We start from the raw sequence: 25,106 nt of genomic DNA on the forward strand, positions 1-25,106 counted from the left end.
CGTGAGCAGTCCCAGAACCCCGATCGCCCGCTCCGGGCGGTCGGGGTTCGGCCATATTCCGAGGGTTGTGGCTTCCGGGCTACTGACGCCCCCTCGCGCATGTGGCTAACATCACGTCCAACACACGGCAATGTTGCCGGAGCGTTACGGAGGTGTGCGACGTGCGGTCAGCCAAAGGACAACGCGCTCTGAGGCCGGTCTTCTGCGGCATCCGCACGGTCTGGGACGCCGTCGGGGACGGCGCCTTCTTCTGCCCCGGCTGCGGCGGGGACCGCAACTACCGCCGCCTCACCGGCCGCCGCCGGCTCACCGTCCTCGGCATCCCGCTGGCCCGCCGCGGCGAGACCGGGCCCGTCGTGGAGTGCGCCGCCTGCCGCGCCCGCTTCGCCACCGACGCCCTGGACCACCCCACCACCACCCGGTTCTCCTCGATGCTCCGGGAGGCCGTCCACACCGTCACCCTGGCCGTCCTCGCGGCCGGCGGGACCACCTCCCGCACGGTCCTGGACACCGCGGTCGCGGTCGTACGCGACGCCGGGCTCGACGACTGCACCCAGGAGCAGCTGTACACCGTGGTGGAGGTGCTGGCCGCCGACACCGGCTACGGCGGCAGGTCCGACCCCGCGGCCGAGGCGTGCGGCGCGACCCTCGCCATCGAGCTCCACGAGGTTCTGGCCCCGCTCGCCCCGCACCTGGCCACCGCCGGCCGCGAGTCGGTCCTCCTCCAGGGCGCCCGCATCGCGCTCGCCGACGGGCCCTACAGCGCGGCCGAGCGCGAGGTCCTGACGACGGTGGGCGGCGCCCTGAAGCTCCCGTCCGACGACACGGCCCGCCTACTGGCAGCCGCGGCCCGCACGCCCTCCTAGGGGCTCCTGGGGCATCCCGGGACTTCCCAATAGGCGAACGGCCGTCCGGGTGTGCGTGACAATGGCTCCATGAGCTTGTTCCGGGACGACGGCGTCGTGCTGCGTACGCAGAAACTGGGCGAGGCCGACCGGATCATCACGATCCTGACCCGTGGCCACGGCCGGGTCCGCGCTGTCGCCCGGGGGGTGCGCCGCACCAAGTCCAAGTTCGGGGCCCGCCTGGAACCCTTCTCCCACGTCGACGTGCAGTTCTTCGCCCGAGGCAGCGAGCTGATCGGGCGCGGCCTGCCGCTCTGCACCCAGAGCGAGACCATCGCCCCGTACGGCGGCGGGATCGTCGCCGACTACGCCCGCTACACCGCCGGCACCGCGATGCTGGAGACCGCCGAGCGGTTCACCGACCACGAGGGCGAGCCGGCCGTCCAGCAGTACCTGCTCCTCGTCGGCGGCCTGCGCACCCTCGCCCGGGGCGAGCACGCGCCCCATCTGATCCTGGACGCGTTCCTGCTGCGCTCGCTCGCGGTCAACGGGTACGCGCCGAGCTTCGAGGACTGCGCCAAGTGCGGAATGCCGGGTCCGAACCGGTTCTTCTCCGTCGCCGCGGGGGGCGTCATATGCGGTGACTGCCGGGTCCCCGGGAGCGTCGTACCCTCGGCACAGGCCCTGGGGCTGCTGAGCGCGCTGCTCAGCGGCGACTGGGCGACGGCGGACGCCTGCGAGGCACGCCATGTCAGGGAGGGGAGCGGGCTGGTGTCCGCCTATCTGCACTGGCACCTGGAGCGCGGTCTGCGCTCGCTGCGGTACGTGGAGAAGTGACGCGGGCCCCAAGAGAGCGACGCGTTGCGTGAAGAAGTGACACAGGGAGACTGAGAAGCTCATGGCAGTACGCGGGATCCTCGGCGGCCGTAACCGGCGCACGTACAAGACCCCCGAGCCGCACCCCTCGGGCGCGACGCCTCCGAAGATCCCCGGCGAGCTGGTGCCCCAGCACGTCGCCGTCGTGATGGACGGTAACGGCCGCTGGGCCAAGGAGCGGGGTCTGCCCCGCACCGAGGGCCACAAGGTCGGTGAGGGCGTCGTCATGGACGTTCTCAAGGGGTGTATCGAGATGGGCGTCAAGAACCTCTCGCTCTACGCCTTCTCCACGGAGAACTGGAAGCGCTCGCCGGACGAGGTGAAGTTCCTGATGAACTTCAACCGTGACGTGATCCGCCGCCGCCGCGACGAGATGGACGAGCTCGGCATCCGGATCCGCTGGGTGGGCCGCATGCCCAAGCTGTGGAAGTCCGTCGTCCAGGAGCTTCAGGTCGCCCAGGAGCAGACCAAGGACAACGACAGGATGACGCTGTACTTCTGCGTCAACTACGGCGGCCGCGCCGAGATCGCGGACGCCGCGCAGGCCATTGCCCGGGATGTGGCGGCCGGGAAGCTCGACCCGTCCAAGGTGAACGAGAAGACCGTCGCGAAGTACATGTACTACCCGGACATGCCGGACGTGGACCTCTTCGTGCGTCCCAGCGGCGAGCAGCGCACCTCGAACTACCTGATCTGGCAGAGCGCGTACGCCGAGATGGTCTTCCAGGACGTTCTGTGGCCGGATTTCGACCGTCGGGACCTGTGGCGGGCCTGCCTGGAGTACGCCCAGCGCGACCGCCGCTTCGGCGGGGCGCAGGAGGCGGCGGAGGCGGCGGAGGCCGCCAAGAAGTGACGTAGGACGTAAGAAGGGCCCCTGTACGCGTACAGGGGCCCCTTTACGTTCGCGCGCTTACTTCTTGCTCGCGGCGCACTCCGCACAGGTGCCGAAGATCTCGACGGTGTGCGCGACGTTCACATAGCCGTGCTGGGCGGCGATCGTCTCGGCCCACTGTTCGACGGCGGGACCCTCGACCTCCACCGCCTTGCCGCAGAGCCGGCAGACCAGGTGGTGGTGATGGTCACCGGTCGAGCACCGCCGGTAGACGGCCTCGCCCTCGGTGGTGCGCAGGACGTCGACCTCGCCCGCGTCGGCGAGGGACTGCAGGGTCCGGTAGACCGTGGTCAGGCCCACGGAGTCGCCGCGGTGTTTGAGCACGTCGTGCAGCTCCTGGGCGCTGCGGAACTCGGCGACCTCGTCGAGGGCCGCCGCCACCGCCGCTCGCTGCCGGGTGGACCGGCCGCGTACCGGCGCTGCGTTCGTGCCACTGATCGGCGCCGTGGCCACAGGTGCCTCCTCGTGTCGCCCGTACATGTGTCGGGCCATTGTGCCAGCCCGCCCGGGCGCCGCACTCAAACGCGCACGTCACCCGAGGACCGGCGGGCCGCCGGTACCTCCAGGGTGCACTCGGCCCCCTTCGCCTCGCTCGCCCTCGCCCGCCGTTTCGCGAGCGGAGCCGCGAGCGCGGTCAGCGCGACGAACACCGCGATGGCCAGCAGCACGATCGTCGCGCCCGGCGGGACGTCCTGGTAGTACGAGGTCACGGTGCCGGCCAGGGTCACGGCCGTGCCGATCACCACGGCGAGCACGAACGTCACCTTGAAGGACTTGGTGATCTGCTGGGCGGCCGCCACCGGCACCACCATCAGCGCGCTGACCAGCAGCAGCCCGACGACCCGCATCGCGACGGTCACCGTCACGGCGGCCGTGACCGCGATCAGCAGGTTCAGCACCCGCACCGGCAGCCCGGTGACCCGGGCGAACTCCTCGTCCTGGCTGACCGCGAAGAGCTGCCGCCGCAGCCCCACGGTGACCAGCACCACGAAGGCGGCCAGCACGCAGATCGCGATGACGTCCGACTCGGAGACGGTGGCGAGCGAGCCGAAGAGGTACGAGGTCAGGTTGGCGTTGGAACCCGTGTCCGACAGGTTGATCAGCATGACGCCGCCCGCCATGCCCCCGTAGAAGAGCATCGCCAGGGCGAGGTCGCCGCGCGTGTGCCCGTACCAGCGGATCAGCTCCATGACGACCGCACCGGCCACGGCGACGGCGGTGGCCATCCAGACGGGGCTGGTCGAGAGCAGGAAGCCGAGGCCGACACCGGTCATCGCGATGTGCCCGATGCCGTCGCCCATCAGGGCCTGCCGGCGCTGGACCAGGTAGATGCCGATGGCGGGCGCGGTGATGCCGACCAGGACGGCCGCGATGAGCGCCCGCTGCATGAAGGGAGGGTTGAGGAATTCGAACAGCATCAGGTCAGCAGTCCCGTCCGTACGGGCTCGTCGGCCGCGTGGGGGTGTACGTGGTCGTGGCCGGGCAGCGCGTGCTGGCCGAGCGCCTCGGGCGGCGGGCCGTCGTGCGTCACGCAGCCGTCGCGCAGGACCACGGCCCGGTCGATCAGGGGCTCCAGCGGGCCCAGCTCGTGCAGCACGAGGAGTACGGAGGTGGAGAGGGCCACCTGCTCGCGCAGGGTCCCCGCCAGGATCTCCTGGCTGGCCAGGTCCACCCCGGCCATCGGCTCGTCCATGATCAGCAGCTCCGGCTCGGCGGCCAGGGCGCGGGCGATCAGGACCCGCTGGTGCTGGCCGCCCGACAGGGCGCTCACGGAGTCCTTGGCGCGGTCGGCGAGGCCCACCAGCTCGATCGCCCGGTCCACGGCCCTGCGGTCCGCCTTCCCGGGCCACCGCAGCTTCGTCACCGCCAGCCGGCCGGAGGCGACGACCTCGCGGATCGTGGCGGGGACCCCGCCGGCGGCCGTGGTGCGCTGGGGCACGTAACCGATCCGGCCCCACTGCCGGAAGCGGCGCAGCTCGGTGCCGAACAGCTCGACGGTGCCGCCGGTCAGCGGGACCTGGCCGATGACGGACCGTACGGCGGTGGACTTGCCGGAGCCGTTGGCGCCCAGCAGGGCGACGACCTCGCCGCGGTGCACGGCCAGGTCCACCCCGCGCAGCACGGGGCGCGCGCCGAGGGTGGCCGTGGCGCCGCGCAGGCTGACCACGGGCTCGCGGGTGCTGTTCTCACGCTCCGGCATGAGCGCCTCCGATCCGGATGTCACGGGTGGTACGGGTCACTTCGCGCCGAGTGCCTTCTGCAGCGCGCTGAGGTTGGACTCCATGACCTCGATGTAGTCAGCGCCCTGGGACTTCTTCGTGATTCCCTCCAGCGGGTCCAGGACGCCGGTCTTCAGCCCGGTGTCCTTCGCGAGGGTCTTCGCGGTCCTGTCGCTGGCGAGCGTCTCGAAGAAGACCGTGGTGGCCTTCTCCTTCTCCGCGATGGTGTGGATCTCCTGGATCCGGGCGGGGCTCGGCTCGGCCTCGGGGTCGATGCCGGCGATGCCCTGCTGGGTGAGCCCGTAGCGCTCGGCGAGGTAGCCGAAGGCGGAGTGGGTGGTGATGAAGGTCTTGGTGGCGGTGTTCTTCAGCCCGGTCTCGTACGCCGTGTTCAGCTTGTTCAGCTCACCGACCAGGGCCTCGGTGTTCTTCTTGTAGTCGGCGGCGTGGTCGGGGTCGGCCTTCTCCAGGGACTTCCCGACGCCCTTGGCGACCTCGGCGTACTTCACCGGGTCCAGCCAGATGTGCGGGTCGGCGCCGCCCTCCTCGCCGTGGTTGTGGCCGTCGCCCTCGGCGTGCTCCTCGTGGGCCTCGTCCTCGTGGGCTTCCTCTTCGTGGGCTTCCTCTTCGTGCCCGTGGTCGTGGCCGCTGACCTCGGAGCCGTGGTCCTCCAGCGTGGTGAGGGTCGCGGCGTCGACGGTGTTCTTCACACCGGACTGCTTGATCGCATCGTCCACGGCGGGCTGGATGCCCTTGAGGTACAGCACGTAGTCGGACTCACTGATGGAGCCGATCTGGCGGGGGGCGAGCTCCAGGTCGTGCGGCTCGACGCCCGGCTTGGTGAGGCTGGTGACGGCGACGTGCTCGCCGCCGATCCGCTCGGCCAGGAACTGCATCGGGTAGAACGACGCGGTCACCTTCAGCTTGTCGCCGTTGCCCCCGTCCGCTGCGTTGGAGGTGGAGCAGGCCGAAAGAGCGGTCAGACCGAGGACGACTGCTCCGGCGACGGCGGTGGTGGGTATGAGGCGGCGTACGTTCATGACAGTCATTTTCAACAAAAGTGGAAACGATTGTCAACAAGGCAGATGAGATGCCCGGAACATCACATAGGGAGGGGCCGAAGATCGTCGAAGGCCCCACCGATTTGATCCCAGGGGTGCGCCCGCCGGTAATCTGAAGCATTCGCCGTTCGTCGCCGTCGTAATGAAGAGAGCACCGTGGCCGCCGACAAGATCGACACCATCGTCAGCCTGAGCAAGCGCCGTGGCTTCGTCTACCCCTCCAGTGAGATCTACGGTGGTCAGCGCGCCGCCTGGGACTACGGGCCGCTGGGCGTCGAGATGAAGGAGAACCTGAAGCGCCAGTGGTGGCGCTACATGGTCACCGCGCGCGAGGACGTGGTCGGTCTCGACTCGTCGGTCATCCTGGCCCCGGACGTCTGGGTCGCCTCGGGCCACGTCGCCACCTTCTCGGACCCGCTGACCGAGTGCACCTCCTGTCACAAGCGCTACCGCGCCGACCACCTGGAGGAGGCGTACGAGGAGAAGCACGGCAAGCCGCCGGTCAACGGCCTCGCCGACCTCAACTGCCCCAACTGCGGTAACAAGGGCACCTTCACGGAGCCCAAGGAGTTCTCGGGCCTGCTCTCCACCCACCTCGGCCCCACCCAGGACTCCGGCTCGGTCGCCTACCTGCGCCCCGAGACCGCCCAGGGCATCTTCACCAACTTCGGCCAGGTGCAGCAGACTTCGCGCAAGAAGCCGCCGTTCGGCATCGCGCAGGTCGGCAAGTCCTTCCGGAACGAGATCACTCCGGGCAACTTCATCTTCCGGACCCGCGAGTTCGAGCAGATGGAGATGGAGTTCTTCGTCAAGCCGGGCGAGGACGAGGAGTGGCAGGAGTACTGGATGGACCAGCGCTGGAACTGGTACACGGACCTCGGCATGCGCGAGGAGAACATGCGCTGGTTCGAGCACCCCAAGGAGAAGCTCTCCCACTACTCCAAGCGCACCGCCGACATCGAGTACCGCTTCCGCTTCGGCGGCAGCGAGTGGGGCGAGCTGGAGGGTGTGGCCAACCGCACCGACTTCGACCTCAAGGCGCACTCCGAGGCGTCGGGCACCGACCTGTCGTACTTCGACCAGGAGGCCGGCGAGCGCTGGACGCCGTACGTCATCGAGCCCGCGGCCGGTGTCGGCCGCGCGATGCTGGCGTTCCTCCTCGACGCCTACATCGAGGACGAGGCGCCCAACGCCAAGGGCGTCATGGAGAAGCGCACCGTGATGCGCCTCGACCCGCGCCTGGCGCCGGTCAAGGTCGCGGTCCTGCCGCTGTCGCGCAACCCGCAGCTCTCGCCGAAGGCCAAGGGCCTGGCAACGGACCTGCGCAAGAACTGGAACATCGAGTTCGACGACGCGGGCGCGATCGGCCGCCGCTACCGCCGCCAGGACGAGATCGGCACCCCGTTCTGCGTGACCGTCGACTTCGACACCCTCGACGACAACGCGGTGACCGTGCGTGAGCGCGACACCATGAAGCAGGAGCGCGTCTCCCTGGACCAGATCCAGGCCTACCTCGGCGCCCGCCTCATCGGCTGCTGACGCCCCCGTAAGCGCGTGAGGCCCCCGGTTCCGGGTACGGAACCGGGGGCTTCGTCGTACAGTCCATTCGTCGTACAGTCCACCGGAGCCCCCGCCGTCGTTCCGGGAGGTACGCGATGCCGTCCATCACCACCAGCAAGGTCAGCAGATGGGACCAGCACGGGCGTGAACACGTCGTGCAGGTAAGGAAGTCGGGCATGTCGCGTGAGCTGACCTGCTCCACCTGCGGCTGGCGCCGCTCGGCGCAGTTCCTGCCCTGGCTCAAGGCTCAGGAGCACCTGACCGAGGCCCACCAGGCGACGGTCGACCCGACGGCCTGAAATCCTGGTGCGGGGCGCTCCGGGAGCGGGGTACCGTTTCGGCATGTCTTCGTTCTTCCAGATCTACGAGTGAGAGCGCGGCGGGGGTCCGAACCACCCGCCGCCCACCGGACCGATCGATCTCGATCACCTGATCACTTCCGCCTCACCTCACCACGAATGGGAGAACGCCGTGGCCAAGAGCCGCAACAACCTTCTCGGCGTCGGCGGACAGCGCAAGAAGCTGTCCCGGGCCGAGCAGCAGGGCGCGGGTACCGCGCGCGACTCCGACCGCAAGGTCGCCGAGGACAAGAAGCAGGAGCTGGTGCGCAAGATGCGCGAGCGCGCCGAGGCCCAGGCGGCCACGGCCGCCGAGCCGGCCGAGCAGGACGCGCCGCCCGCACAGAGCTGACACCTGAGCAGTACCCCGTACGACGGTGGGCCCGGATCATCCGTGATCCGGGCCCACACCCGTACCCGGGCGACGACCGAGCGAGAGGATGTTCAGCGTGGAGCGAGCCGGCAAGGACGACAGGGACCGCATCGATGTGAACCGGGTGGACTGGGTCGACGTACCCGCCGGGAGCCTGTGGCGGGGCACTCCTGCCGATGCGGTGGCGGAGGTGGCCCGCCGTTACGCCGACACCGGGGTCCCGGAGGACTGGTACCGGAAGGAGGCCCCGCGCACCCGTGTCCGGGTGGAAGCCTTCCGGATGGCCCGTACCCCCGTCACGGTCGGCCAGTGGCGGCTGTTCGCGCGGGAGACCGGCGGGGTGACACCGTCCGACGCCCCCGCCGGCCACCCCGTGACCGGGGTCCGCCACGACGGGGCGGTGGCGTACTGCCGCTGGCTCGGGGAACGGATCGGTGAGCCCGGTCTCCGGCTGCCGACCGAGACGGAGTGGGAGCGTGCCGCGCGCGGGGACGACGACCGCGAGTTCCCCTGGGGGACGGAGTACCGCACCGGGCTGGCCAACCTGGTCGACCTGGGCCTCGGAACCACCACGCCGGTCGGCTCCTTCCCCCTGGGGGCAAGCCCGTTCGGGGTGCTCGACCTGGCGGGCAACGCCGACGAGTGGACCTCCACCCGCTACGCGCCCTACCCCGGCGCCCCCGACGGCGTACCGGAGGCCGAGGACTGGGCCCACGATCCGCACATCACCCGGGGCGGCGCGTTCTGCCACGACCGGGACCTCGCCCGGTGCGCCCGTCGGCACGGGGTGTACGAGCGGGATCTGTCGGCGATCGGTGTCGGCTTCCGGCTGGCGGCTCCGGCCCGGTGACCCGGGCCCGGGGCGCCCCGAGGCGCTCCGGCGCCATGCGCCCCGCCACGTGGTACCCCAGCCCGCCCAGCGCCGTCAGCACGGCCAGCACCGCCCACAGCAGCAGGGTGTGATCCTCGATCAGGGCCCCGACGAGCGCCGGCCCGGTGATGGCCGACACCGTCCAGGTGAGGTTGACGACGGAGAGGTAGCGGCCCCGGGCGCGGCGGGGCGCCACGGTCGCGGAGACGGCCGTCATGGCGGGGGTCGCCGCCATCTGCCCGAAGGTGAACAGGGCGACGGCCGCGAAGACCAGGGCCACCCCCACCGCGCTCCCCGCCGCCGGGAGGACCGCCAGGAGCAGGAGGGTGGCGAGCATCAGGGCGGCGCTGCGGACGACCACCCGGCTGCGCCGGACCGTGGCCAGCCGGGCGGTGAGGGCGGACTGCGCCACCACGATCAGCAGGGCGTTGAGGGTGAACGCGGTCGAGGGCAGCCAGGGCGGCAGTCCTCGCACCGCCACCAGGTAGACCGGCAGCACCGTGGTGGGGATCAGCCAGGCGAAGACGAACGCGGTCTGCGCCCCGATCAGCACGAACACCGTCCGGTCGCCCAGCAGGGACCGCCAGCCGCCTTCCTCGTCACCCGCCGATTCGTCCGCCGCCCCGCCCGTTGCCTTCGGAGCGGCGGCTTCCGGCGGGGGAGCGGCGGCGGTCCGTACCCCGCGCCCCGGGTAGGCGAAGAGCAGCGCCGTGATCGCGCTGGTGCCCGCGTTCACCACCACGATCAGCACGGCCGCGCCGGACCAGCCGGTGCCCAGCAGGGCGCCGCCGGCCGCACCGCCGAGGCCCACGCTCGCGTTCTTCCCGGCGGCGGTGAACGCGTACCACCGGTCGAGCTCCTCACCCTCGGCCAGGTCGGCGACGAAGGCGGGCCACGCCACCCAGTACAGGCGCTCCGCGCACAGGACCACGAAGAGGACCACCACCAGCGAGGCCTGGCTGTCGACGAGCAGGTAGCAGAGGAAACCGACGGTCGAGATCAGGTTGTTGGCGACCAGGGAGGCCTTGGGGCCCCAGCGGTCCACGGCGATCCCGGCCAGCGGCGCCACCGGCAGGGAGAGCAGCGTCGCCAGGCTCGTCCCGTACCCCACCTGCTGGACCGTCAGGTCGGTGGTCAGCAGGAAGAACAGGAAGTTCAACGGGATGAACATCCCCACGCCGAAGGAGTCCAGCGCCGTCGCGGTGACGATCCTTCCGTTCCCGGACAGGCGCGGGACCCCGAGACGGTCGGCCAGGCGGGCCTTCCTGGAGCGGGGGGCGTGCTCGTCCTCCGTCACGTCCGTTCGGCGTCGGGCAGCTCGATCCGGTGACCGGCGACCTCCCGCTTCGCCGTCAGATAGCCCCGGTTGCTGCCGCTCACGAACGCCCCGGTGGTGCGGGTTGAGCGCACCTCCATCCCGCAGTCGGTCAACTGCCGTGCCTTGTCGGGGTTGTTGGTGAGCAGCTTGACGGCGGTCACGGAGAGCGCGGCGAGCATCTGGGCGGCGGGCCGGTAGTCCCGCAGGTCGTCGGCGAAGTTCAGCTTCCGGTTCGCCTCGAAGGTGTCGAGCCCGCCGTCCTGGAGGATGTACGCGTCCAGCTTGTTGTACAGGCCGATGCCCCGGCCCTCCTGGCGGAGGTAGAGGAGGATCCCTCCCTGGGCGGCGAGGAGGTCGATGGCCTCCCGGAGCTGCGGCCCGCAGTCGCAGCGCCCGGAGCCGAACACATCGCCGGTCAGGCACTCGGAGTGCACCCGCACCAGCGGGACCTCCTGCTGCCGCTCCCCGAAGACCAGGGCGATGTGCTCCCTGCCGTCCACGAGACCGGTGAAGCTCATCATGCGCGCCGTCACCGTGCCCGCCCCGGTCTCCACCGGTACGGCTACGTCGGCGCGGATCTTGCCGGGCAGCAAGGGGTACCGGTACCCGGCCGCTGTCGGAATCGTGCTGCTCATGTGTCTCTTCCTCCAGGCCGGACGGGTGTTCCCGGGGGCGGGGGACCGGCGGTCACCGGCTCCCACAGGTGGGCGGGCAGGTCCCAGGTGTACTCGCGCCCCAGGTTCGCGGGGTCGAGCAGCGTTCCGTAGGTCGCCCGGTCGAGTTCGGGGACCTGGGTGCGGTGACAGCGGACCGCGCGCTCCTTGGCGGCCACGGTGTCGTCGGAGAGCGTGTGCCGCCGGGGCCGGGCGTGCTCCTTCGAGCCCCCGGGGAAGTGCTGCGCGAACCACTCGGTCAGGGCGAGCGGGTCCTCGTTGTGCCAGGTGTACGTGGACCAGGTGCCGTGGGCGCGGTGGCGGTTGCTCATGGCGAAGAGCTGGTACGGGTAGTCCGCGTAGAGCCGCACCAGGGGAGGCCGTCCGGCGGCGGCGAGTTCGCGGCAGGCCGCCAGTCCGGTGTCGCGGACGGCCAGGTGGTCGGGGTGGTCCCCGATGGCGGCGGGCAGCCGCACCTCCCCGGCCCGGTCGATCCGCTGCCGCATCTCCCGGCGCAGGGCCCCGGTGTCCGGCGGGCCGGGCCGGTACTGGCCGTCCAGATGGGCCCAGGCGTCCAGGGCCACCCCCGTACCCCGGTAGGCCGCCGCGTCCTCGCGGAGCCGCTCCAGGGCGAACTCGCGTGACGTACGGGCTCCGAGGCGCTCGTCCCAGGGGGCGAGGAGGGCGGGGTCGTCGGGCACGCCGGCGAAGACGGTGACGGCCGCGCCGCCGGGCCGCAGGGCGCCGAAGGAGGAGAGCACCACGTCGTCGGCGTGCGGCGAGAACAGCAGGACGGTGGTCGGGCGGGTGGCCGTTGCCCGTTCGGCGTCAGCGGTCACCGGCCTTTCGGCATCAGCGGTCATCGCTCCTCCAGCGTCAGCGGGTGGGACCAGATCAGCGCGGCGTCGGGAAGGGCGGCGAGCTGATCCGGCGGGAGGGGTGCGGGGCGGCCGTACGCCTCCCGGTCCTCGAAACCGGCCCGCAGGCCGTCCTCGGCCAGGCCCATCAGCGGGCTCACCCGGTGCAGCGCCCACAACCGCAGGTCGGCGCGGTCGGCGGTGCCGCCGAGGACCAGGCTGCGCAGACAGAGCCGGATCCGGTCGTCCCCGGCGCCGGGTGCCCGGCCGGCCGGGGTGTGCAGGGCCATGAGGTAGGCGGCGTACCAGATCTCCTCGCACAGGGCGCCGAGGAGGGCGCTCGGGGCGCGCAGGGCCGCGACCGCCCGCGCCGAGCGGCGCAGGCTCCGCCCGTCCAGCCCCGCCTCCCGCAGATAGCCCTCCCGCGAACTCCGGCGCGGCGTCCGGGTGTCGGCGGCAAGGACCAGCTGGACCCGGCCCTTGAACAGGTGGACGAGCACGTCGGGCGCCGCCGCCACCGGTCCCGCCGGGTCGGGCCCCGCGGCCGTGTCGTCGGCGAAGCAGGCGGAGTGCCGGGGTCCGTACACGTCGTTGCCGACCAGGCTGGTCCCGTCGGCGTGCTCCACCCAGTGCGGTACGGGGATCAGCACCCGCCGCCCGCGCCGGCCGAGTTCGCGGGCGAGGACGGTGTCGTCCGGGTCGGGGCCGGTGACGTCCGGCGGTACGGCAGCCAGCAGCGCGTCCACGTCCGCGCGGGGCAGCACGAGGGCCAGGCTGGGGGTCCACTCGCCCGGTACGGCGGGCACCCAGGAGGCGCCCTGGAGGGCCGCTGCACGGGTGGCCGCGCCGTTCCAGGAGTTCCAGTTGGCGTACAGGGCCAGCGGGGTATCGGGTAACTCCCGTACGGCGTGGGCGACCTGGGCGGCGAACTCCCGGCACGGCACCACGTCGTCCTGGAGCACGACGTGATGGGTGGCGCCCGGTGCCACCGCGGCCCAGGCCGCCCGTGCCGTCCGCAGTGCCCCGGGCCCGGCCTCGGGCGAGGGGTCGACGACCACCCGGGTGCCCCATGCGGGCAGCGAGGCGGCCAGCCGGGCCGCCTCCGCCGCCCGGCGCGGGTGGGCCATCACGGCTGCGCTGATCACCGCCGTGGAGGTGACACTCTCAGTCGGCACGACGGACCCCTTCCGGAGCCGGAGCCGGAGCCGGAGCAGGGGCCGGTGCAGGGGCCGGGTTCGCCGAGGCGCCGTCCCCGTCCCGCACGCTGTGCCAGCCCCGCCGCCCCCTGGCCCACTCGTACAGGGCGAGGTACACGGCGAGGGACCCCAGCATGTGCCAGGGCACGACGAGGGCCCAGCCGACCGCGTCCGTACGCTGCCGGTAGGCCGCCTCGCGCCGGGCGCCCAGGACGCAGGCCGCGTCCGCCAGCACCAGGGCGAGCGCCGCCGGGCGCAGGGCGCGTACGGCGACGGCACCTCCGCACACCAGGGGCAGCGCGGCCCTGGCCGCCAGCGAGCCGACCGTGACGGCGCCCAGCAGCCTTCCCCGGGGCGGGAGTCCGGCCCAGCTCACGGCGACCGCGCGCAGCTGCCCCCGGGTCCAGCGGGCCCGCTGGCGCAGTGCGGCGGCGGGCCGCTCGGTGGCGCTGACCCGCGAGGGCGAGGCGAGGAAGCCGGTCGCCACCCCGGCCCCCATCAGCCGCAGGGACCAGTGGTAGGACTCCTCCACGTCGTCGGAGCGCACCGGCCGCACCAGGTCCCATGTGGAGGCCCAGGCGTAGACGGAGCTGCCCGCCACGACATGGACGCCCGCCAGCCGCTTGAGCCCGCGCACGGAGGCGTGCCACACCGCGTCCTCGCCCGCCTTGGCACGCGCGGCGAGACCGGCCCCCGGCTCACTGATCTCCTCGGCCTGGACGAGCGCGTTGCCCCGCTCCAGCGCGAGGACGGCCTCGGCCGCCTGGCCGGGCGCCGGGACCACGTCGGCGTCGAGGATGGCGATCACCTCGCCCTCGGCGTACGGGAAGGCGTGGTTCAGCGCCGCACCCTTGGGGCTCATGTCCGGCAGCCTCAGCAGCCGCCAGTCCAGCCCGGCCCGCCGGTACGCGGCCATCGCCGCGCCCGCCCGCGCCGCGTCCTGGTCCCCGGCGGCGCCCGCCTCGACGAGCCAGAGCACCTGGAGCAGCTCGTCCGGGTACTCCAGGGCCGCCACCGCGCGCGCCGAGCGCTCGAAGGTGGCCGCGCTCTCGCGGTAGAGGGGCGTCAGCACGGTCAGCCGGCGGGTGGGGCGCCCGCCGGGCTCCACGCCTTCCACCGCGTACGGCTCCAGGGGCCTCGTCGGTACCAGCAGATCGGTCATCACACGGTCCGCGAGGCGTCCGGCGCGACCTCGTGGACGGCCCCGTCGTAGGAGGAGGCCAGGAAGACGCCGCGCCCGCTGTCGTACGTCAGGGAGGAGACCCCCGATGTGGTCGGGCGGACATCGGTGGACCAGCGGCCGGTCTCCCGGTCGTAGACCGTGACGCGCCCGTTGTAGGCGCCGATCGCGATGTAGCGGCCCTGCTCGTCGGCGCTGACGCACTTGAGGGAGTGGCGGTGCGGGGTGGGGACCTCGGTGGAGGTGAAGTCGGGGCCCCACAGGCGCAGGACGAGGTCGCGCGAGACGCTGGCGAACCAGCCGTCGCCGCCCAGCCCGACGCAGCCGTTGGCGATCATGCCGTGCGCCTCCGCCAGGGCGTGGACCCGGGTCAGCCCGGCCGTCTCGTGCCAGGCCGCGCCGCCGTCCGCCGAGACCGAGAAGATCAGGTCGCCGGAGAGCGCGACGCCCTTCACCGCGTTGGAGTGCAGGGGGACGTCCCGGACATGCTCCAGGGTGCCGTCGTCGGACTCCGCCAGCACGACGCCCTCGCCGGTGTACGCCCCGACCACGACATGGCGCCTGCCGTCCCGCTCGAAGGCGGCCGCGCAGTTCAGCGGGGAGCGGTGCTGGTGGACCGGGGCGCCGGTGAGCGCGTCGAAGACGGTCCCGAGCTGTCCTCCGGTGACGACCGTGGAGCCGACGGGTGTGAGGAAGTTGCAGAGGCTGTCCGGCTGCGCGTGCACCTCGCCGTCCCGCCACAGCGTCCCCGCGTCACCGATGGTGTAGACCGAATCCCCGTGTACGGCAACGGCGTTGAGGCCCCAGGTGGGGGCGACGGGGTCTTCGCTCCACAGGCCCTTGGCGAAGTCGTAGCGGTGGTAGCTGTCGCCGAACGTGCCGAAGACGATCTCGGAGCCCGCGGCGAAGGCGCAGGTGCGCGGCCAGACGACGGGCGGCAGGGCGACGCTGTCGCGCAGCTGCGGGGTCCCGGCGGACACGTCCCACAGCCGCATGGTGCGGTCGTAGCTCAGGCTGATGAGCAGGCCCCGCTCCTCGCCCAGCACCACCCGCTTGATGCCCGCGTCATGGGCGGGCACGAAGTGCCGTTCCCCGCCCCGGAGGACGATGAGTTCCCCCTCGTCGTTCCCGGCGTAGACCGTGCCGTTCCCGCCGATGGCGACGGTGTCGGTCTCCACCCCGCCGAGGTCCAGGTCCTCGACGAGGCCGCCGGTCGCCAGGGACCAGCGCTTGATCGTCCCGTCGTCGCTGGAGCTGATGATCTCCCGGCCGTCGTGGCTCCAGGCCACGGAGATGACATCCGCCGTGTGCCCGCTGAAGACGTGCAGGAGGTCTCCGGTGAAGTCGAAGACCCTGACCCGGTGGTCGCGGGAGGCGGTGGCCACCTTCTCCTCGGTGGGATGGAAGGCGGACATCTCCACGTCGTCCTCGTGGTGGCCGAGCACCGCCCGCAGCCGCATGTCGGGCACCGACCAGATGCGGGCGCTGTAGTCGCTGGAGGAGGTCACCAGGAATCTGCCGTCGGGGCTGAAGGCGCACTGGTTGGCGAGGTGATCGTGGGCCACCCGGGCGAGCGGGACGCGGGTGCGCTGGTCCCAGAGGATGACGTGGTTGTCGTAACCGGCGGTGGCGACGTAGGAGTCCTCGTGGGCGGCGACGCCGCTGATGGGGCTGGAGTGGCGGATCACGGTGGGGTTCCCTTCGTGGGGCGCTTGCGGGCTCGTACGGGGGAGAACACGTGGTGCCAGGAGGAGAGGGGGGGAGGGGGCGTCAGATCCGGCGGTAGACCAGCCCGACACTTCCCCTTTTCCGTTGATAAGCGACGCCGTCCACCAGGAAATCCATGCGGGGCGGCACGAGGGTGCGCTGTCCGTCCGGTCGCCATTTCCCTTTCCCCGGTCCTGAGAACCAGGGCCGCACGGAACTCTCGATGAATTCAGGCGAGGAAGTGACCAGGAGCAGATCGGTGGGAAGGCCGTCGACCACCGAAATGTCTTCGAGGTAGTAGAAGATTTCGGCGAGGAGATAGGCGTCGGCGGGGAGGTGCCGTTTCTCGGCGAGTTCCTCCACCGTGTCCGCCGTGATGCCGGCGGGGCCGAGGCGCCGGGAGAGTCTCCGCCGGAATTCGTCGTGGGGCTCGGTCGGGATCACCGTGAGGCCGGTCTCGCGGAGCGGAGCGGTCAGCGCCCCCTCGCAGGCGCCCGGCTCCACGACGGTGAACCCGGTGCCGCCCAGCGTCTCCCGCACCCAGCGGCAGGTGGCGGCGAGCCGTTCCCGCTCGTACGCCGAGGTGTCGAGCCCCCACGGGTCGGGCGGCACCTCCACCTGGCCGAGCGGGGCGTAGAGCAGGTAGTACAGGTGCTCGGCCTGCTGGGGCCCGAGGCTGAAGAACTGCTCGCAGGAGGGCGCGGTGGCGGTGATGACCCGCGGCTGTTCCCCGTCACCGCTCAGCAGCTCCGGCGGGAGCCGGTTGAGGGCGTCCAGCTTGGCGCCGAGGAGCCGCCCGTCGAGGGGGTGCGCACGGTCGACGGCGAACTGGGAGTGGCCCGCGTGCCCGACCGCGTACCGTACGGGGCGTCCGCCCGCCGCTCGGGCCGCCAGCAGCCCCGAACGCGCCTGCGGTCCACGCCAGTCGGCCGGATTGTGCGCCCACCACACGCTGCCGTACTCCGCCGAGGAGCTCAGCTCCAAGGAGTCCGGCGTCCCGCCCGGATCCGCGGGCCCGGCCTCCCGCAGCAGCCGCGCGACCCGCGCGTCCAGCTCTTCCGGGGGAAGGGTGACCGTCCGCCCGCCGTGCCCGGTCAGGACGACGCACACGTTCTCTTCCGGTGAATCCAGAATGCTCATGAATTCACTCAGGACGTCGACCACGGAATGAGCAATGACGGAATGAGCTATGGCGGAATTACCTATGACGGCACGCAAAGCTACCCCCGTTTTCCCGTGCGGGATCGGAGTCGCACTATAGGCACGGCCCCGATTTGAAGTAAAGGGCGCGATCATCCTCCCCGGCTGGGAAGATGGGGGCATTCATGCCTCTTTGCTCACCGGCCGGGCCGGGCTGTACCCGGTTACCGAGCGGATGTTATCGCAGCATTCTTTCAATATGTTGGTGCTGACTGAAAAGGCTTGCGTAAGAAATCCGTCATGTCGTCGGCGAACGGCGTGAACCTGCCAGGGCTGTTTCGGCCACCTCGCGTCAGCCCGCCCGGTCCGCCGCGAACCGCACGCCGGTCAGTTCCTCGGAGACCTGCCACACCCGCCGGGCCTCCCCGGCATCGGCCAGCCGGCTGTAGAGCTTCTGCTCCGCGGGCGGCCCGCCCAGGTGACCGGGCCCCTTGGGCCCGTAGAAGCCGCCGCCCTTCGCGTCCGGCGAGGCCGCGGCGTACAGCGCCGGAAGCTGCGCGCTCTCCACGGTGCCGACCAGGATGCCGCGGGCGGACAGAACGCGGATCAGGCGGACGCCCAGCGTGTCCTTGTCGCGGCCGATCTCGCTGCGGGCGGCGAGCAGGCTGGTCGGCGCGACTCCCGGGTGGGACAGGTTGCTCGTGATGCCCCAGCCCTCGGCCCGGCTGCGCCGGTCGAGTTCCAGGCCGAAGAGACCGAAGGCGATCTTCGACTGGCTGTAGGCGCGCATGCCGTCGTAGGACCGCTCCCAGTTCAGGTCGGACCAGTTGATGGCGTTGCTGTTGGCGGCGAGGCTGATCTGGGAGGTCACCCGGGCCTGCCCGGCGCGCAGGAGCGGGAGCAGCCGGGCGACGAGGGCGAAGTGCCCGAGGTGGTTGGTGCCGAACTGCAGCTCGAATCCGTCGGCCGTCGTCTGCCGCTCGGGCGGGGTCATGACACCCGCGTTGTTGATCAGGAGGTGGACGGGCCGGTCCTCGTCGAGCAGGGTCCTGCCGAGCGCCGCGACGGAGTCCAGCGAGGACAGGTCGAGCGCCCGCAGCGACACGTTCGCGCCGGGAACCCGCCGCCGGACCTCGCCGAGCGCGCTCTCGCCCTTACGGGGGTTGCGTACGGGCATGACGACCTCGGCACCGGCGGCCGCGAGGCGGGCGGCGATACCGAGCCCGATCCCGTCGCTCGCTCCGGTGACGACGGCGCGTTTGCCCGACAGGTCGGGAAGGGCGAGGTCAGGGCTCTTGCGGGTCATGGGACTCACTTCCGCTCGGTCGGGTCGTTCCGTTCGATCCGGTCGGTGAGATCCGTCCGGTTCTCTCAACGGTGAGGGCATCGCTCCGGGCCATCCAGGGCCTCCCGATCCACTGACCGGCGAGCCGAGGTTACGGTCGGCGGCGGCCGGAACGAGGGGGCGCGCCGGGCGTATGGGGGGATCGGTGATCCGTGGTTACGCCAGCCCCCGGGCGGTACAAAGGGACCGGAGCCACGGCCGGGGGACCGGAGCCACGAGCAGCGCCCCGGTGCCACAGCCCGGAGAGACCGGCGGCCCCGCACGGAACACGGAGGACAGGACGCATGGAGATCGACCGCGGCGGCCTGGCGGCGTTCCTGCGGCATCGCCGGGAACTGCTGCAACCCGAGGACGTCGGCCTCCCACGCGGCCAGCGCCGCAGGACCGGCGGGCTGCGCCGCGAGGAGGTCGCAGTGCTCTGCCACATGTCGACCGACTACTACGCCCGGCTGGAACGCGAACGCGGCCCGCAGCCGTCCGAGCAGATGATCGCCTCGATCGCGCAGGGACTCCACCTCTCCCTGGAGGAGCGCGACCACCTGTTCCGCCTCTCCGGCCACACCCCGCCCGTCCGGGGAACGACCGGTGAGCACATCAACCCCGGCCTCCTCCGCATCCTCGACCGGCTGGACGACACCCCCGCCGAGATCGTCACGGAACTGGGGGAGACCCTGCGGCAGAGCCCGCTGGGAGTCGCCCTCACCGGCGACACGACCCGCCACACCGGCCTGGCTCGCTCCATCGGCTACCGCTGGTTCACCGACCCCGCCACCCGCTCGCTGTACGTGGCGGACGACCACGACTTCCTCTCCCGCATGTTCGCGTCCGGCCTGCGGGAACTGGCCACACTGCGGGGCGCCGGCTCCCGCGCGGCACACTGCGCCGAGCTGCTCCTCGACCGGAGCGAGGAGTTCCGCCGCCTCTGGGACCGGCACGAGGTCGGCATCCGCCCGCACGAGGTCAAGCGCTTCATCCACCCCGAGGTGGGCGTCCTGGAGCTGAACTGCCAGCGGCTGCTGGACCCGGACCAGTCGCACAGCCTGCTCGTGTACACGGCCGCGCCGGGCAGCGAGAGCTACGAGCGCCTGCAGCTGCTGTCGGTCATAGGGTCACAGGCGATGCGCTGACCCGAAGCGGTCCTACCCGCCGCCGCCCCCTTCCCTGAACTCGGGGAACAGGTGGGGGTGCTGCTCAGCGAGGTGGCGGGCGATGGCCTCGTGGGTGGGGTCGGTGACCTGCCAGCTGTGCCCGGACGGGTGCCCGGCGAACAGCCCGCAGGCCTCGCCACGGGTGTCGAGGGCGGAACACCAGGGGAGCGGCACCAGCTCGGTCCGCTCGGCGCCCCACCGCGCCCAGACGGCGCTTCCGGGCCGCCCGCCCTCGTCCCAGAGCATGGCCGCGTGAGCGTGACCGTGGTCCTCACCGAGTTCGCAGAGTACGTGCCCGGCTTCGGGACGGTGTCCGGGGACCGACAGGGCGACCACGTGGTCCGGGGGTGGCAGGAGGGCAACGGCGGTGCACTGGTTCATGGTTGGGTCCGGCCCTTCGGTTCCTCGTCGGAAACGGACCCGTAGGCGAGCAGGTCACCGAGCGGATCGGTCACGTCCCAGGTGTGGGACGCGGTGTGGCGGTCGAAGAACGAGCACTGCAACACGGAACCCGTGTCGAGAAGGCGGAGGACGGCGGGGCACCAGGGCACCGGCCCGATCCGGTGGACGCGGTCCGGTCCGGCACCGGTCCAGAAGAACCAGAGGGCGGGTCTGCTGGGCGTCTCGGACGACCGGAGGAGGGCGGCGTGCTCGGTACGGGAGTCGTGCTCGCCGAGCTCGCACAGGAGGTAGTGGTCGAGGGCGGGATCCGGTGGCGGGTCATGGAGCCCGCCGTCCAGGGTGGCGATGGCGACGAGCACCTCGTCGAGGGGCGCCGGGGTCACGGCGGTGCATTGCAGCACGTCGGTCTCTTCTGTGGAGGGGGCCTGGGGCCCGGGGCCTAGAGGTCGGCCGGTGAACCGCGCCACCCGGCGAGAGTCAGGCTCAGCCCGACGGCAGGGTCAACTACGGTGAACAGCAGGGGAAAGCCCGCTTCGAGGGCCCGTATCGCATCGTCCTGACGCCGGCCGTCGGTGGCCCAGAACCGCAACCCTTCGGGAGCGTCGGAGCCGTGAAAGAGGACGGGCTGTACGTCGCCGGGTGACGCGTCACGTACGGCGCACCCGTGCGCGTTGGCGAGCCGGAGGGCTTGTCTGCGGAGCCACAGGAGGGCCAGCCGCCGGTTCCGTACGGTGACCCGGCCGAGCGAGGAGAACCGCTGCCCGTCCGACACGGTGACCTCGGCGGCGTACCGCGCGCGCATCACGCGGCACGCTCGTGGTCGCCGTGCCGGATCAGGGCCTTCAGCCGTTCGGCGGCTGCCTCGATCTGGTCCACGACGGCGGTGCGGGTCGCGAGCCGATCTTCGAGTGCCGCGTCCAACTCCGCGCAGAAAAGGGCCCGGTAGACAGGGTCGGACTCGATGCGTACGAGTTCGGCGAAGGGCGCGGTGGGGTGGGCGGGCCGCCGGGTGAGCGCCCACATGAGGCGGGGCAGCCGGAGCCGCGCCCGGATTTCCGCCGCCCCCAGGGCGAGGACGAGCCGAACCCGTAGCCGGGCGAGCGGGCGGCTCACAGCACCTCACCCCGACTGCGGGCGTTGGCGCGTGCGGTACGGGCGCGGAGCTGCTCTATGGGGAGCGCGGGGCGTACGTGCCGGGGCTCGACCTCCCACTCGATGCCGCCGCCCATGGGACGGAGGGACCAGTAGAGGCCGGCGACCCCTCGGAACTCGCCGACGCGGTCGGCGCGGCTGGTGTCGACCAGGAGAGTGCCGGGGGCGGGCAGGTCAGGGGGCGGTTCTTCAGGATTCGGACGAACGTTCACGCCGTACACCTATCGCTCCTCTCTGTAGCTGAATGGCTACCGGGGCGATTCAGAGTGACCTACCGTGAAGAACCCTTCAACTGACTGAAGTTGAAGGAAGGGTAAGGAGCGCGGCATGGTCAACATCAAACAGCTGAACCCCGACAGCAGCCCGCAGGCTGCCTACGGGGCCCGTATCCGGCGATACCGGGAGGAGCGGGGGTGGAGCCAGGATGTGCTGGCTCCGAAGATCGGGTACTCCAGTCAGCACATTTCGGCCGTGGAAACTGTTCGGAAACCGCCGACTCTGCGGTTTTCGAGGAAGTCTGACCAGGCATTTGGTACGACGGGCACGGCCGATTCGTTCGAGCGAGAATGGGCCGAGCTACGGAACGGCTCGCTGCTGGAGGGCTTCCCGGAGTACGTGGGGTACGAGGGCCGAGCGGTAGAGATCCGGCTGTTTGAGGTTGGCCTCATGCCCGGACTGTTACAGACGCCGGACTACGCGCGGGCCGTCGCCTACGGGGACGTGGAACGTGGGTCCATCACCTACGAACAGGCCGACGAGCGCGTCGCGTTCCTGGAACAGCGGCAGGCGGCACTGGTGCGGTCACAACCGCCCATGATGTTCGTCGTCATGGATGAGAGCTGCCTCCATCAGGCTGTCGGCGGTCCGGAGGTCATGAACGCCCAGCTCCGACGGCTGGAGGAGATGGCCGCGCGGCCCAACTGGATCATCCAGGTGGCGCCGTTCAGCCTGGGCGAGCGCAGGGCCTTCTACCTGCCGGTCAACCTGCTGACCATGGTCGACCGATCCATCGTCGCGTATGCCGAATCGCAGTCACAGGGATTCGTCGAACGTGAAACGTCATTGGTGGCGCCGATGTTCACGGCCTACCATCAACTTCAGGGCGAGGCGCTGTCGAAGGCGGCGTCTGCGGCCAAGATCAGCCAGTTGCGAAAGGGCACTCCGTGAAGACCGAATCCCCCCGTTGGTTCAAGTCCTCGTACAGCGCGAACGGCGGCAACTGCATCGAGGTAGCCGCCAACCTCGTAGCCTCGCAGGGCATCGTCCCGGTCCGCGACTCCAAGAACGTGGACGGCCCGGTCCTCGACGTCCGCCCCGCCGCCTTCTCCGCGTTCGTCGCGGGCGTGCAGGCCGGAAAGTTCGACACCGTCTGACCGGTCCAGTTCCGAGCACCGCCCCACTCTGCCGTGCGCATGGTGGGGCGTTCTGCTGTCCGGAGGCGGAGGTGCGCGAGGTGCCCTCTGGCGTCGCCCTTCGGGCTCGTGCATGGTGGAACTTCCCGCTATGAAAGGGCCCTTCGCAATGACCGAGCACGCGCAGTGGTTCACGTCCTCGTACAGCTCGAACGGCGGCAACTGCATCGAGGTGGCCGTCAATCTCGTCGCCTCGCGCGGCATCGTCCCGGTCCGTGACTCCAAGCGTGTGGACGGCCCGGTGGCCGACGTCTCGGCCGGCGCGTTCTCCGCGTTCGTCGCGGGCGTGCAGGCCGGAAAGTTCGACGCCGCCTGACCGTGGACATGGACCCGTCCCGCCGCAGTGTGCTGGGTGTCGCCCTGTTCTCCGTCGCTCTCACCGTGCCGGGCCGGCCGGACGTAGTTGGCCGAATGGAAGCCGCGGTCGTGCCGCTCCTGCGGACAAGCGGGCCCGAGGACGTACGCAAGTCGATGACGTCGGCGGCGTCGGACCTCTGCTGTCTCACGGGATACATGGCGGTCGACGAAGGGCTGCACGGACGGGCACAGCGCTACTACCTCCAGGCGCTGGAGCCGGCCGGGGCGTCCGAGGATCACCTGGCGTTCTGCACCACGCTCCGGGGAATGAGCGTGCAAGCCGTGGATCTGGGCCAAGGACCGGTAGCCATGCGCCTTGCCGATGCCGCAGCGGTGCCGTCACCCCAAGCCGGACCACGCATGCGCGCTTTCCTCGCCGGACAACAGGCGGACGCCCAGGCCCTGTACGAACGGGCTCGGGAGACCGTCCGGCCTGAACTGATTCCAGCATGACGAGCTCGGGTCGTGGCTTCCAGCCGCTGAGGCGTCGGGGGATCCAGCGGTTGGCGCGCGAGCAGTGGGAGTCCGGACGCTCGGTCTGGGATGCGGACCTCGGGGGCCGGGACCTGGTGGTGGACCAGGTGGAGGTGCGCGAAGGAGCCGCCCCGGAGAGTGTGGCGAGGGTGCTCGACCTGGGGGAGGGCGAGAGCGCGTGGATCAGGAGCCGGAGGTTCGTGCTGGACGGCAAACCGGTGCTGCTGTCGACGTCATACCTTCCGGCGTCCCTCGTCGCAGGATCGGCTATCACCCAGCAGGACACCGGGCCGGGAGGCACCTACGCGCGGCTGGCCGAACTGGGCCATAAGCCGGTCCACTTCCGGGAGGAGATCCGGTCGCGTATGCCCCTGCCGGAAGAGGCGTCGAGGCTGAGCCTTCCGGCGGGTACGCCCGTCATGCTCGTCTGCCGGACCGCCTACGCGGAGGAGGGGCGCGCTGTGGAGGTCAACGAGATGGTCCTGGACGCGGCGGCCTACGTCCTGGAGTACGACTTCGACGCGTGACGGCCCCGAGAGGCCCTCTGGCGCCCGCCTCGCCGGGACGTACATGGTGGGGCTTCCTGCTATTGAAGGGACACCCTGTGAAGCCCGAATCTCCTCGTTGGTTCACGTCCTCGTACAGCTCGAACGGCGGTGACTGCGTCGAGGTGGCCGTCAACCTCGTCGCCTCGCAGGGCATCGTCCCGGTCCGCGACTCCAAGAACGTGGATGGCCCGGTCCTCGACGTCCGCACCGCCGCCTTCTCCGCGTTCGTCGCGGGCGTGCAGGCCGGAAAGTTCGACGCCGCCTGACCCTTGCCGGTCCAGCGACGCCCCGCCGTGCCGCGCATGGTGGGGCGTTCTGCTGCCCGGGTGCGACCAGCGTCCTGCCGCACCCCCTGGTCGGCAGCCGCGCCCACAGGGCCTTGCGGTGGCGAACCAAGGCCAACGCCGTGTATCCATGCCGCCTCGCCGCGGTGACCGCGCCCGTCCGTCTCCTCCAGGCGGCCACAGCGGGGAGATCGGGCGCATGAGAGTAGTGAGCCGGTCAGGTCGCTGAGTCGGCCGCTTGAGCGGGTCACCGGAGCAGTGCGCTCAGGTAGGTCAGCATCTGTCCTATAGGGCTTCTACTCTGCGGCTCATGCAGGAATACGAAGACGGCGTCGACATTCTTGTCCCCGCAAGCCCGGCCGAGCTTGAAGCCTGGCTCGACACGCATCACGGGGAACGGACCGCGCTCTGGGTGAAGATCGCCAAGAAGCACACCGGCATCCCGTCGCTCACCTGGGAAGAGATGGTTGACACGGTGCTCTGCTTCGGCTGGATCGACGGTCTGCGGCGCGGCTTTGACGACACGTACTTCCTCCAGCGCACGACACCCCGCAGCCCCCGCTCCGCCTGGTCGCAGGTGAACGTCGCCAAGGCCGAAGCCCTCATCGCGGCGGGCCGGATGCGCCCCCGCGGCCTCGCCGAAATCGAGGCGGCGCGGGCGGACGGCCGCTGGGAGACGGCATACGCCTCGCAGCGGAATGCCACCGCGCCTCCGGATCTCGTCGAGGCACTCGACGCGAACCCGGCCGCGCGGGCGTTCTACGAGACGCTCAGCAAGTCCGACCAGTTCGCGCTGTACCTCCGCCTGGTCACCGCCCGCACCGAGAAGACCCGGCTGGCCCGTCTGGAACGGATGACGGCGGCGATGGCGAGGGGCGAGCGGCCATCATGATCAACC

The 25,106-nt window shown here is 71.2% G+C and carries 29 protein-coding genes and 3 pseudogenes; 15 read left to right on the plus strand and 17 right to left on the minus strand.

Annotation, left to right across the window (positions count from 1 at the left end; all coding sequences use genetic code 11):
* Window positions 1-161: 161 nt before the first annotated feature.
* The 3 genes from IE264_RS02600 to IE264_RS02610 all read left to right on the plus strand — a co-directional run bounded on the left by IE264_RS02600 (window position 162) and on the right by IE264_RS02610 (window position 2,574).
* Entirely contained in the window at window positions 162-866 is a 705-nt protein-coding gene (locus IE264_RS02600) for a tellurite resistance TerB family protein (RefSeq protein WP_015608422.1), read from the plus strand.
* Window positions 867-935: 69 nt separating this feature from the next.
* Window positions 936-1,682 (plus strand): DNA repair protein RecO, encoded by a 747-nt coding sequence (recO, locus tag IE264_RS02605; RefSeq protein WP_015608421.1) that lies wholly within the window; start codon window positions 936-938, stop codon window positions 1,680-1,682.
* 61 nt (window positions 1,683-1,743) lie between these two features.
* On the plus strand, window positions 1,744-2,574 hold the full coding sequence (locus tag IE264_RS02610; protein ID WP_015608420.1) for an isoprenyl transferase: 831 nt from the start codon (window positions 1,744-1,746) through the stop codon (window positions 2,572-2,574).
* A 57-nt stretch (window positions 2,575-2,631) separates the two neighbouring features.
* Here the strand turns inward: IE264_RS02610 and IE264_RS02615 are convergent, their stop codons facing one another.
* The 4 genes from IE264_RS02615 to IE264_RS02630 all read right to left on the minus strand — a co-directional run bounded on the left by IE264_RS02615 (window position 2,632) and on the right by IE264_RS02630 (window position 5,872).
* Window positions 2,632-3,066 carry a Fur family transcriptional regulator gene (locus IE264_RS02615; protein ID WP_015608419.1) on the minus strand — a complete coding sequence of 145 codons (435 nt, stop codon included), beginning with the start codon at window positions 3,064-3,066 and terminating at the stop codon, window positions 2,632-2,634.
* 65 nt (window positions 3,067-3,131) lie between these two features.
* On the minus strand, window positions 3,132-4,031 hold the full coding sequence (locus IE264_RS02620; RefSeq protein WP_015608418.1) for a metal ABC transporter permease: 900 nt from the start codon (window positions 4,029-4,031) through the stop codon (window positions 3,132-3,134).
* Window positions 4,031-4,813 (minus strand): metal ABC transporter ATP-binding protein, encoded by a 783-nt coding sequence (locus IE264_RS02625; protein WP_032753218.1) that lies wholly within the window; start codon window positions 4,811-4,813, stop codon window positions 4,031-4,033. Before IE264_RS02625 ends, IE264_RS02620 begins: the two co-directional genes overlap by 1 nt.
* A gap of 36 nt (window positions 4,814-4,849) precedes the next feature.
* On the minus strand, window positions 4,850-5,872 hold the full coding sequence (locus tag IE264_RS02630; RefSeq protein WP_032753217.1) for a metal ABC transporter substrate-binding protein: 1,023 nt from the start codon (window positions 5,870-5,872) through the stop codon (window positions 4,850-4,852).
* A 177-nt stretch (window positions 5,873-6,049) separates the two neighbouring features.
* On the opposite strand from IE264_RS02630, the gene IE264_RS02635 reads away from it, so the two are divergent.
* From IE264_RS02635 to IE264_RS02650, 4 genes are all read left to right on the plus strand, one after another.
* Entirely contained in the window at window positions 6,050-7,432 is a 1,383-nt protein-coding gene (locus IE264_RS02635) for a glycine--tRNA ligase (protein WP_015608415.1), read from the plus strand.
* A gap of 116 nt (window positions 7,433-7,548) precedes the next feature.
* On the plus strand, window positions 7,549-7,752 hold the full coding sequence (locus IE264_RS02640; protein WP_015608414.1) for a hypothetical protein: 204 nt from the start codon (window positions 7,549-7,551) through the stop codon (window positions 7,750-7,752).
* Between the two features lie 172 nt (window positions 7,753-7,924).
* Entirely contained in the window at window positions 7,925-8,143 is a 219-nt protein-coding gene (locus IE264_RS02645) for a DUF6243 family protein (protein ID WP_015608413.1), read from the plus strand.
* Between the two features lie 97 nt (window positions 8,144-8,240).
* The gene (locus tag IE264_RS02650; RefSeq protein WP_373301901.1) at window positions 8,241-9,014 is read left to right on the plus strand and encodes a formylglycine-generating enzyme family protein; all 774 of its coding nucleotides are present in this window, start codon (window positions 8,241-8,243) and stop codon (window positions 9,012-9,014) included.
* 70 nt (window positions 9,015-9,084) lie between these two features.
* Here IE264_RS02650 and IE264_RS37835 read toward each other — a convergent pair.
* From IE264_RS37835 to IE264_RS02685, 8 genes and pseudogenes are all read right to left on the minus strand, one after another.
* Window positions 9,085-10,332: pseudogene (locus tag IE264_RS37835) on the minus strand (MFS transporter); the annotation flags it as partial.
* The gene (locus IE264_RS02655; RefSeq protein ID WP_015608410.1) at window positions 10,329-10,988 is read right to left on the minus strand and encodes a GTP cyclohydrolase II; all 660 of its coding nucleotides are present in this window, start codon (window positions 10,986-10,988) and stop codon (window positions 10,329-10,331) included. The pseudogene IE264_RS37835 and the gene IE264_RS02655, both read right to left, overlap by 4 nt.
* Window positions 10,985-11,869 (minus strand): PIG-L deacetylase family protein, encoded by an 885-nt coding sequence (locus IE264_RS02660; RefSeq protein ID WP_051821652.1) that lies wholly within the window; start codon window positions 11,867-11,869, stop codon window positions 10,985-10,987. The genes IE264_RS02655 and IE264_RS02660 overlap by 4 nt, the downstream gene beginning before the upstream one ends.
* Window positions 11,866-13,038 carry a hypothetical protein gene (locus tag IE264_RS02665; protein ID WP_032753216.1) on the minus strand — a complete coding sequence of 391 codons (1,173 nt, stop codon included), beginning with the start codon at window positions 13,036-13,038 and terminating at the stop codon, window positions 11,866-11,868. Before IE264_RS02665 ends, IE264_RS02660 begins: the two co-directional genes overlap by 4 nt.
* Window positions 13,028-14,221: a glycosyltransferase family 2 protein gene (locus tag IE264_RS02670; protein ID WP_032753215.1), complete on the minus strand. Its 1,194-nt coding sequence runs from the start codon at window positions 14,219-14,221 to the stop codon at window positions 13,028-13,030. Before IE264_RS02670 ends, IE264_RS02665 begins: the two co-directional genes overlap by 11 nt.
* Complete coding sequence (locus tag IE264_RS02675; protein ID WP_032753214.1) at window positions 14,221-15,927, minus strand: WD40 repeat domain-containing protein; 1,707 nt, start codon at window positions 15,925-15,927, stop codon at window positions 14,221-14,223. The genes IE264_RS02670 and IE264_RS02675 overlap by 1 nt, the downstream gene beginning before the upstream one ends.
* Window positions 15,928-16,009: 82 nt before the next feature.
* The gene (locus IE264_RS02680; protein ID WP_229887357.1) at window positions 16,010-17,086 is read right to left on the minus strand and encodes an SAM-dependent methyltransferase; all 1,077 of its coding nucleotides are present in this window, start codon (window positions 17,084-17,086) and stop codon (window positions 16,010-16,012) included.
* A gap of 352 nt (window positions 17,087-17,438) precedes the next feature.
* Window positions 17,439-18,392 (minus strand): SDR family oxidoreductase, encoded by a 954-nt coding sequence (locus IE264_RS02685; protein WP_032753211.1) that lies wholly within the window; start codon window positions 18,390-18,392, stop codon window positions 17,439-17,441.
* Between the two features lie 323 nt (window positions 18,393-18,715).
* Here IE264_RS02685 and IE264_RS02690 point away from each other — a divergent pair, with 323 nt between their 5' ends.
* Window positions 18,716-19,558, plus strand: a complete 843-nt coding sequence (locus IE264_RS02690; protein WP_015608403.1) for a helix-turn-helix transcriptional regulator — start codon at window positions 18,716-18,718, stop codon at window positions 19,556-19,558.
* A gap of 12 nt (window positions 19,559-19,570) precedes the next feature.
* Here the strand turns inward: IE264_RS02690 and IE264_RS02695 are convergent, their stop codons facing one another.
* From IE264_RS02695 to IE264_RS02715, 5 genes are read right to left on the minus strand one after another with little or no spacing between them, the layout of a single operon-like run.
* Entirely contained in the window at window positions 19,571-19,960 is a 390-nt protein-coding gene (locus IE264_RS02695; protein ID WP_032753210.1) for a hypothetical protein, read from the minus strand.
* Entirely contained in the window at window positions 19,957-20,382 is a 426-nt protein-coding gene (locus tag IE264_RS02700; protein WP_032753209.1) for a hypothetical protein, read from the minus strand. Before IE264_RS02700 ends, IE264_RS02695 begins: the two co-directional genes overlap by 4 nt.
* Before the next feature lie 38 nt (window positions 20,383-20,420).
* On the minus strand, window positions 20,421-20,783 hold the full coding sequence (locus tag IE264_RS02705; protein ID WP_032753208.1) for a hypothetical protein: 363 nt from the start codon (window positions 20,781-20,783) through the stop codon (window positions 20,421-20,423).
* The gene (locus tag IE264_RS02710; protein WP_032753207.1) at window positions 20,783-21,094 is read right to left on the minus strand and encodes a hypothetical protein; all 312 of its coding nucleotides are present in this window, start codon (window positions 21,092-21,094) and stop codon (window positions 20,783-20,785) included. The genes IE264_RS02705 and IE264_RS02710 overlap by 1 nt, the downstream gene beginning before the upstream one ends.
* The gene (locus IE264_RS02715; RefSeq protein WP_032753206.1) at window positions 21,091-21,354 is read right to left on the minus strand and encodes a hypothetical protein; all 264 of its coding nucleotides are present in this window, start codon (window positions 21,352-21,354) and stop codon (window positions 21,091-21,093) included. Before IE264_RS02715 ends, IE264_RS02710 begins: the two co-directional genes overlap by 4 nt.
* A 106-nt stretch (window positions 21,355-21,460) precedes the next feature.
* On the opposite strand from IE264_RS02715, the gene IE264_RS02720 reads away from it, so the two are divergent.
* From IE264_RS02720 to IE264_RS02750, 7 genes and pseudogenes are all read left to right on the plus strand, one after another.
* Window positions 21,461-22,300 carry a helix-turn-helix domain-containing protein gene (locus IE264_RS02720; RefSeq protein WP_032753205.1) on the plus strand — a complete coding sequence of 280 codons (840 nt, stop codon included), beginning with the start codon at window positions 21,461-21,463 and terminating at the stop codon, window positions 22,298-22,300.
* Window positions 22,297-22,506 carry a DUF397 domain-containing protein gene (locus IE264_RS02725; RefSeq protein ID WP_032753204.1) on the plus strand — a complete coding sequence of 70 codons (210 nt, stop codon included), beginning with the start codon at window positions 22,297-22,299 and terminating at the stop codon, window positions 22,504-22,506. Before IE264_RS02720 ends, IE264_RS02725 begins: the two co-directional genes overlap by 4 nt.
* A gap of 148 nt (window positions 22,507-22,654) precedes the next feature.
* Window positions 22,655-22,861 (plus strand): DUF397 domain-containing protein, encoded by a 207-nt coding sequence (locus tag IE264_RS02730; RefSeq protein WP_032753203.1) that lies wholly within the window; start codon window positions 22,655-22,657, stop codon window positions 22,859-22,861.
* Window positions 22,862-22,866: 5 nt separating this feature from the next.
* Window positions 22,867-23,304 (plus strand): annotated as a pseudogene (locus IE264_RS02735) (NsdA family TPR-like regulatory protein); the annotation flags it as partial.
* A 62-nt stretch (window positions 23,305-23,366) separates the two neighbouring features.
* Window positions 23,367-23,903 (plus strand): annotated as a pseudogene (locus IE264_RS02740) (GntR family transcriptional regulator); the annotation flags it as partial.
* A 77-nt stretch (window positions 23,904-23,980) separates the two neighbouring features.
* Window positions 23,981-24,190: a DUF397 domain-containing protein gene (locus tag IE264_RS02745; RefSeq protein WP_032753202.1), complete on the plus strand. Its 210-nt coding sequence runs from the start codon at window positions 23,981-23,983 to the stop codon at window positions 24,188-24,190.
* A 328-nt stretch (window positions 24,191-24,518) separates the two neighbouring features.
* Complete coding sequence (locus tag IE264_RS02750; protein WP_051821649.1) at window positions 24,519-25,100, plus strand: YdeI/OmpD-associated family protein; 582 nt, start codon at window positions 24,519-24,521, stop codon at window positions 25,098-25,100.
* Window positions 25,101-25,106: the final 6 nt, after the last annotated feature.

Origin of the sequence: Streptomyces microflavus, from assembly GCF_014650075.1 — a bacterium.
In the GTDB taxonomy this organism is placed as follows: Bacteria; Actinomycetota; Actinomycetes; order Streptomycetales; family Streptomycetaceae; genus Streptomyces; species Streptomyces microflavus.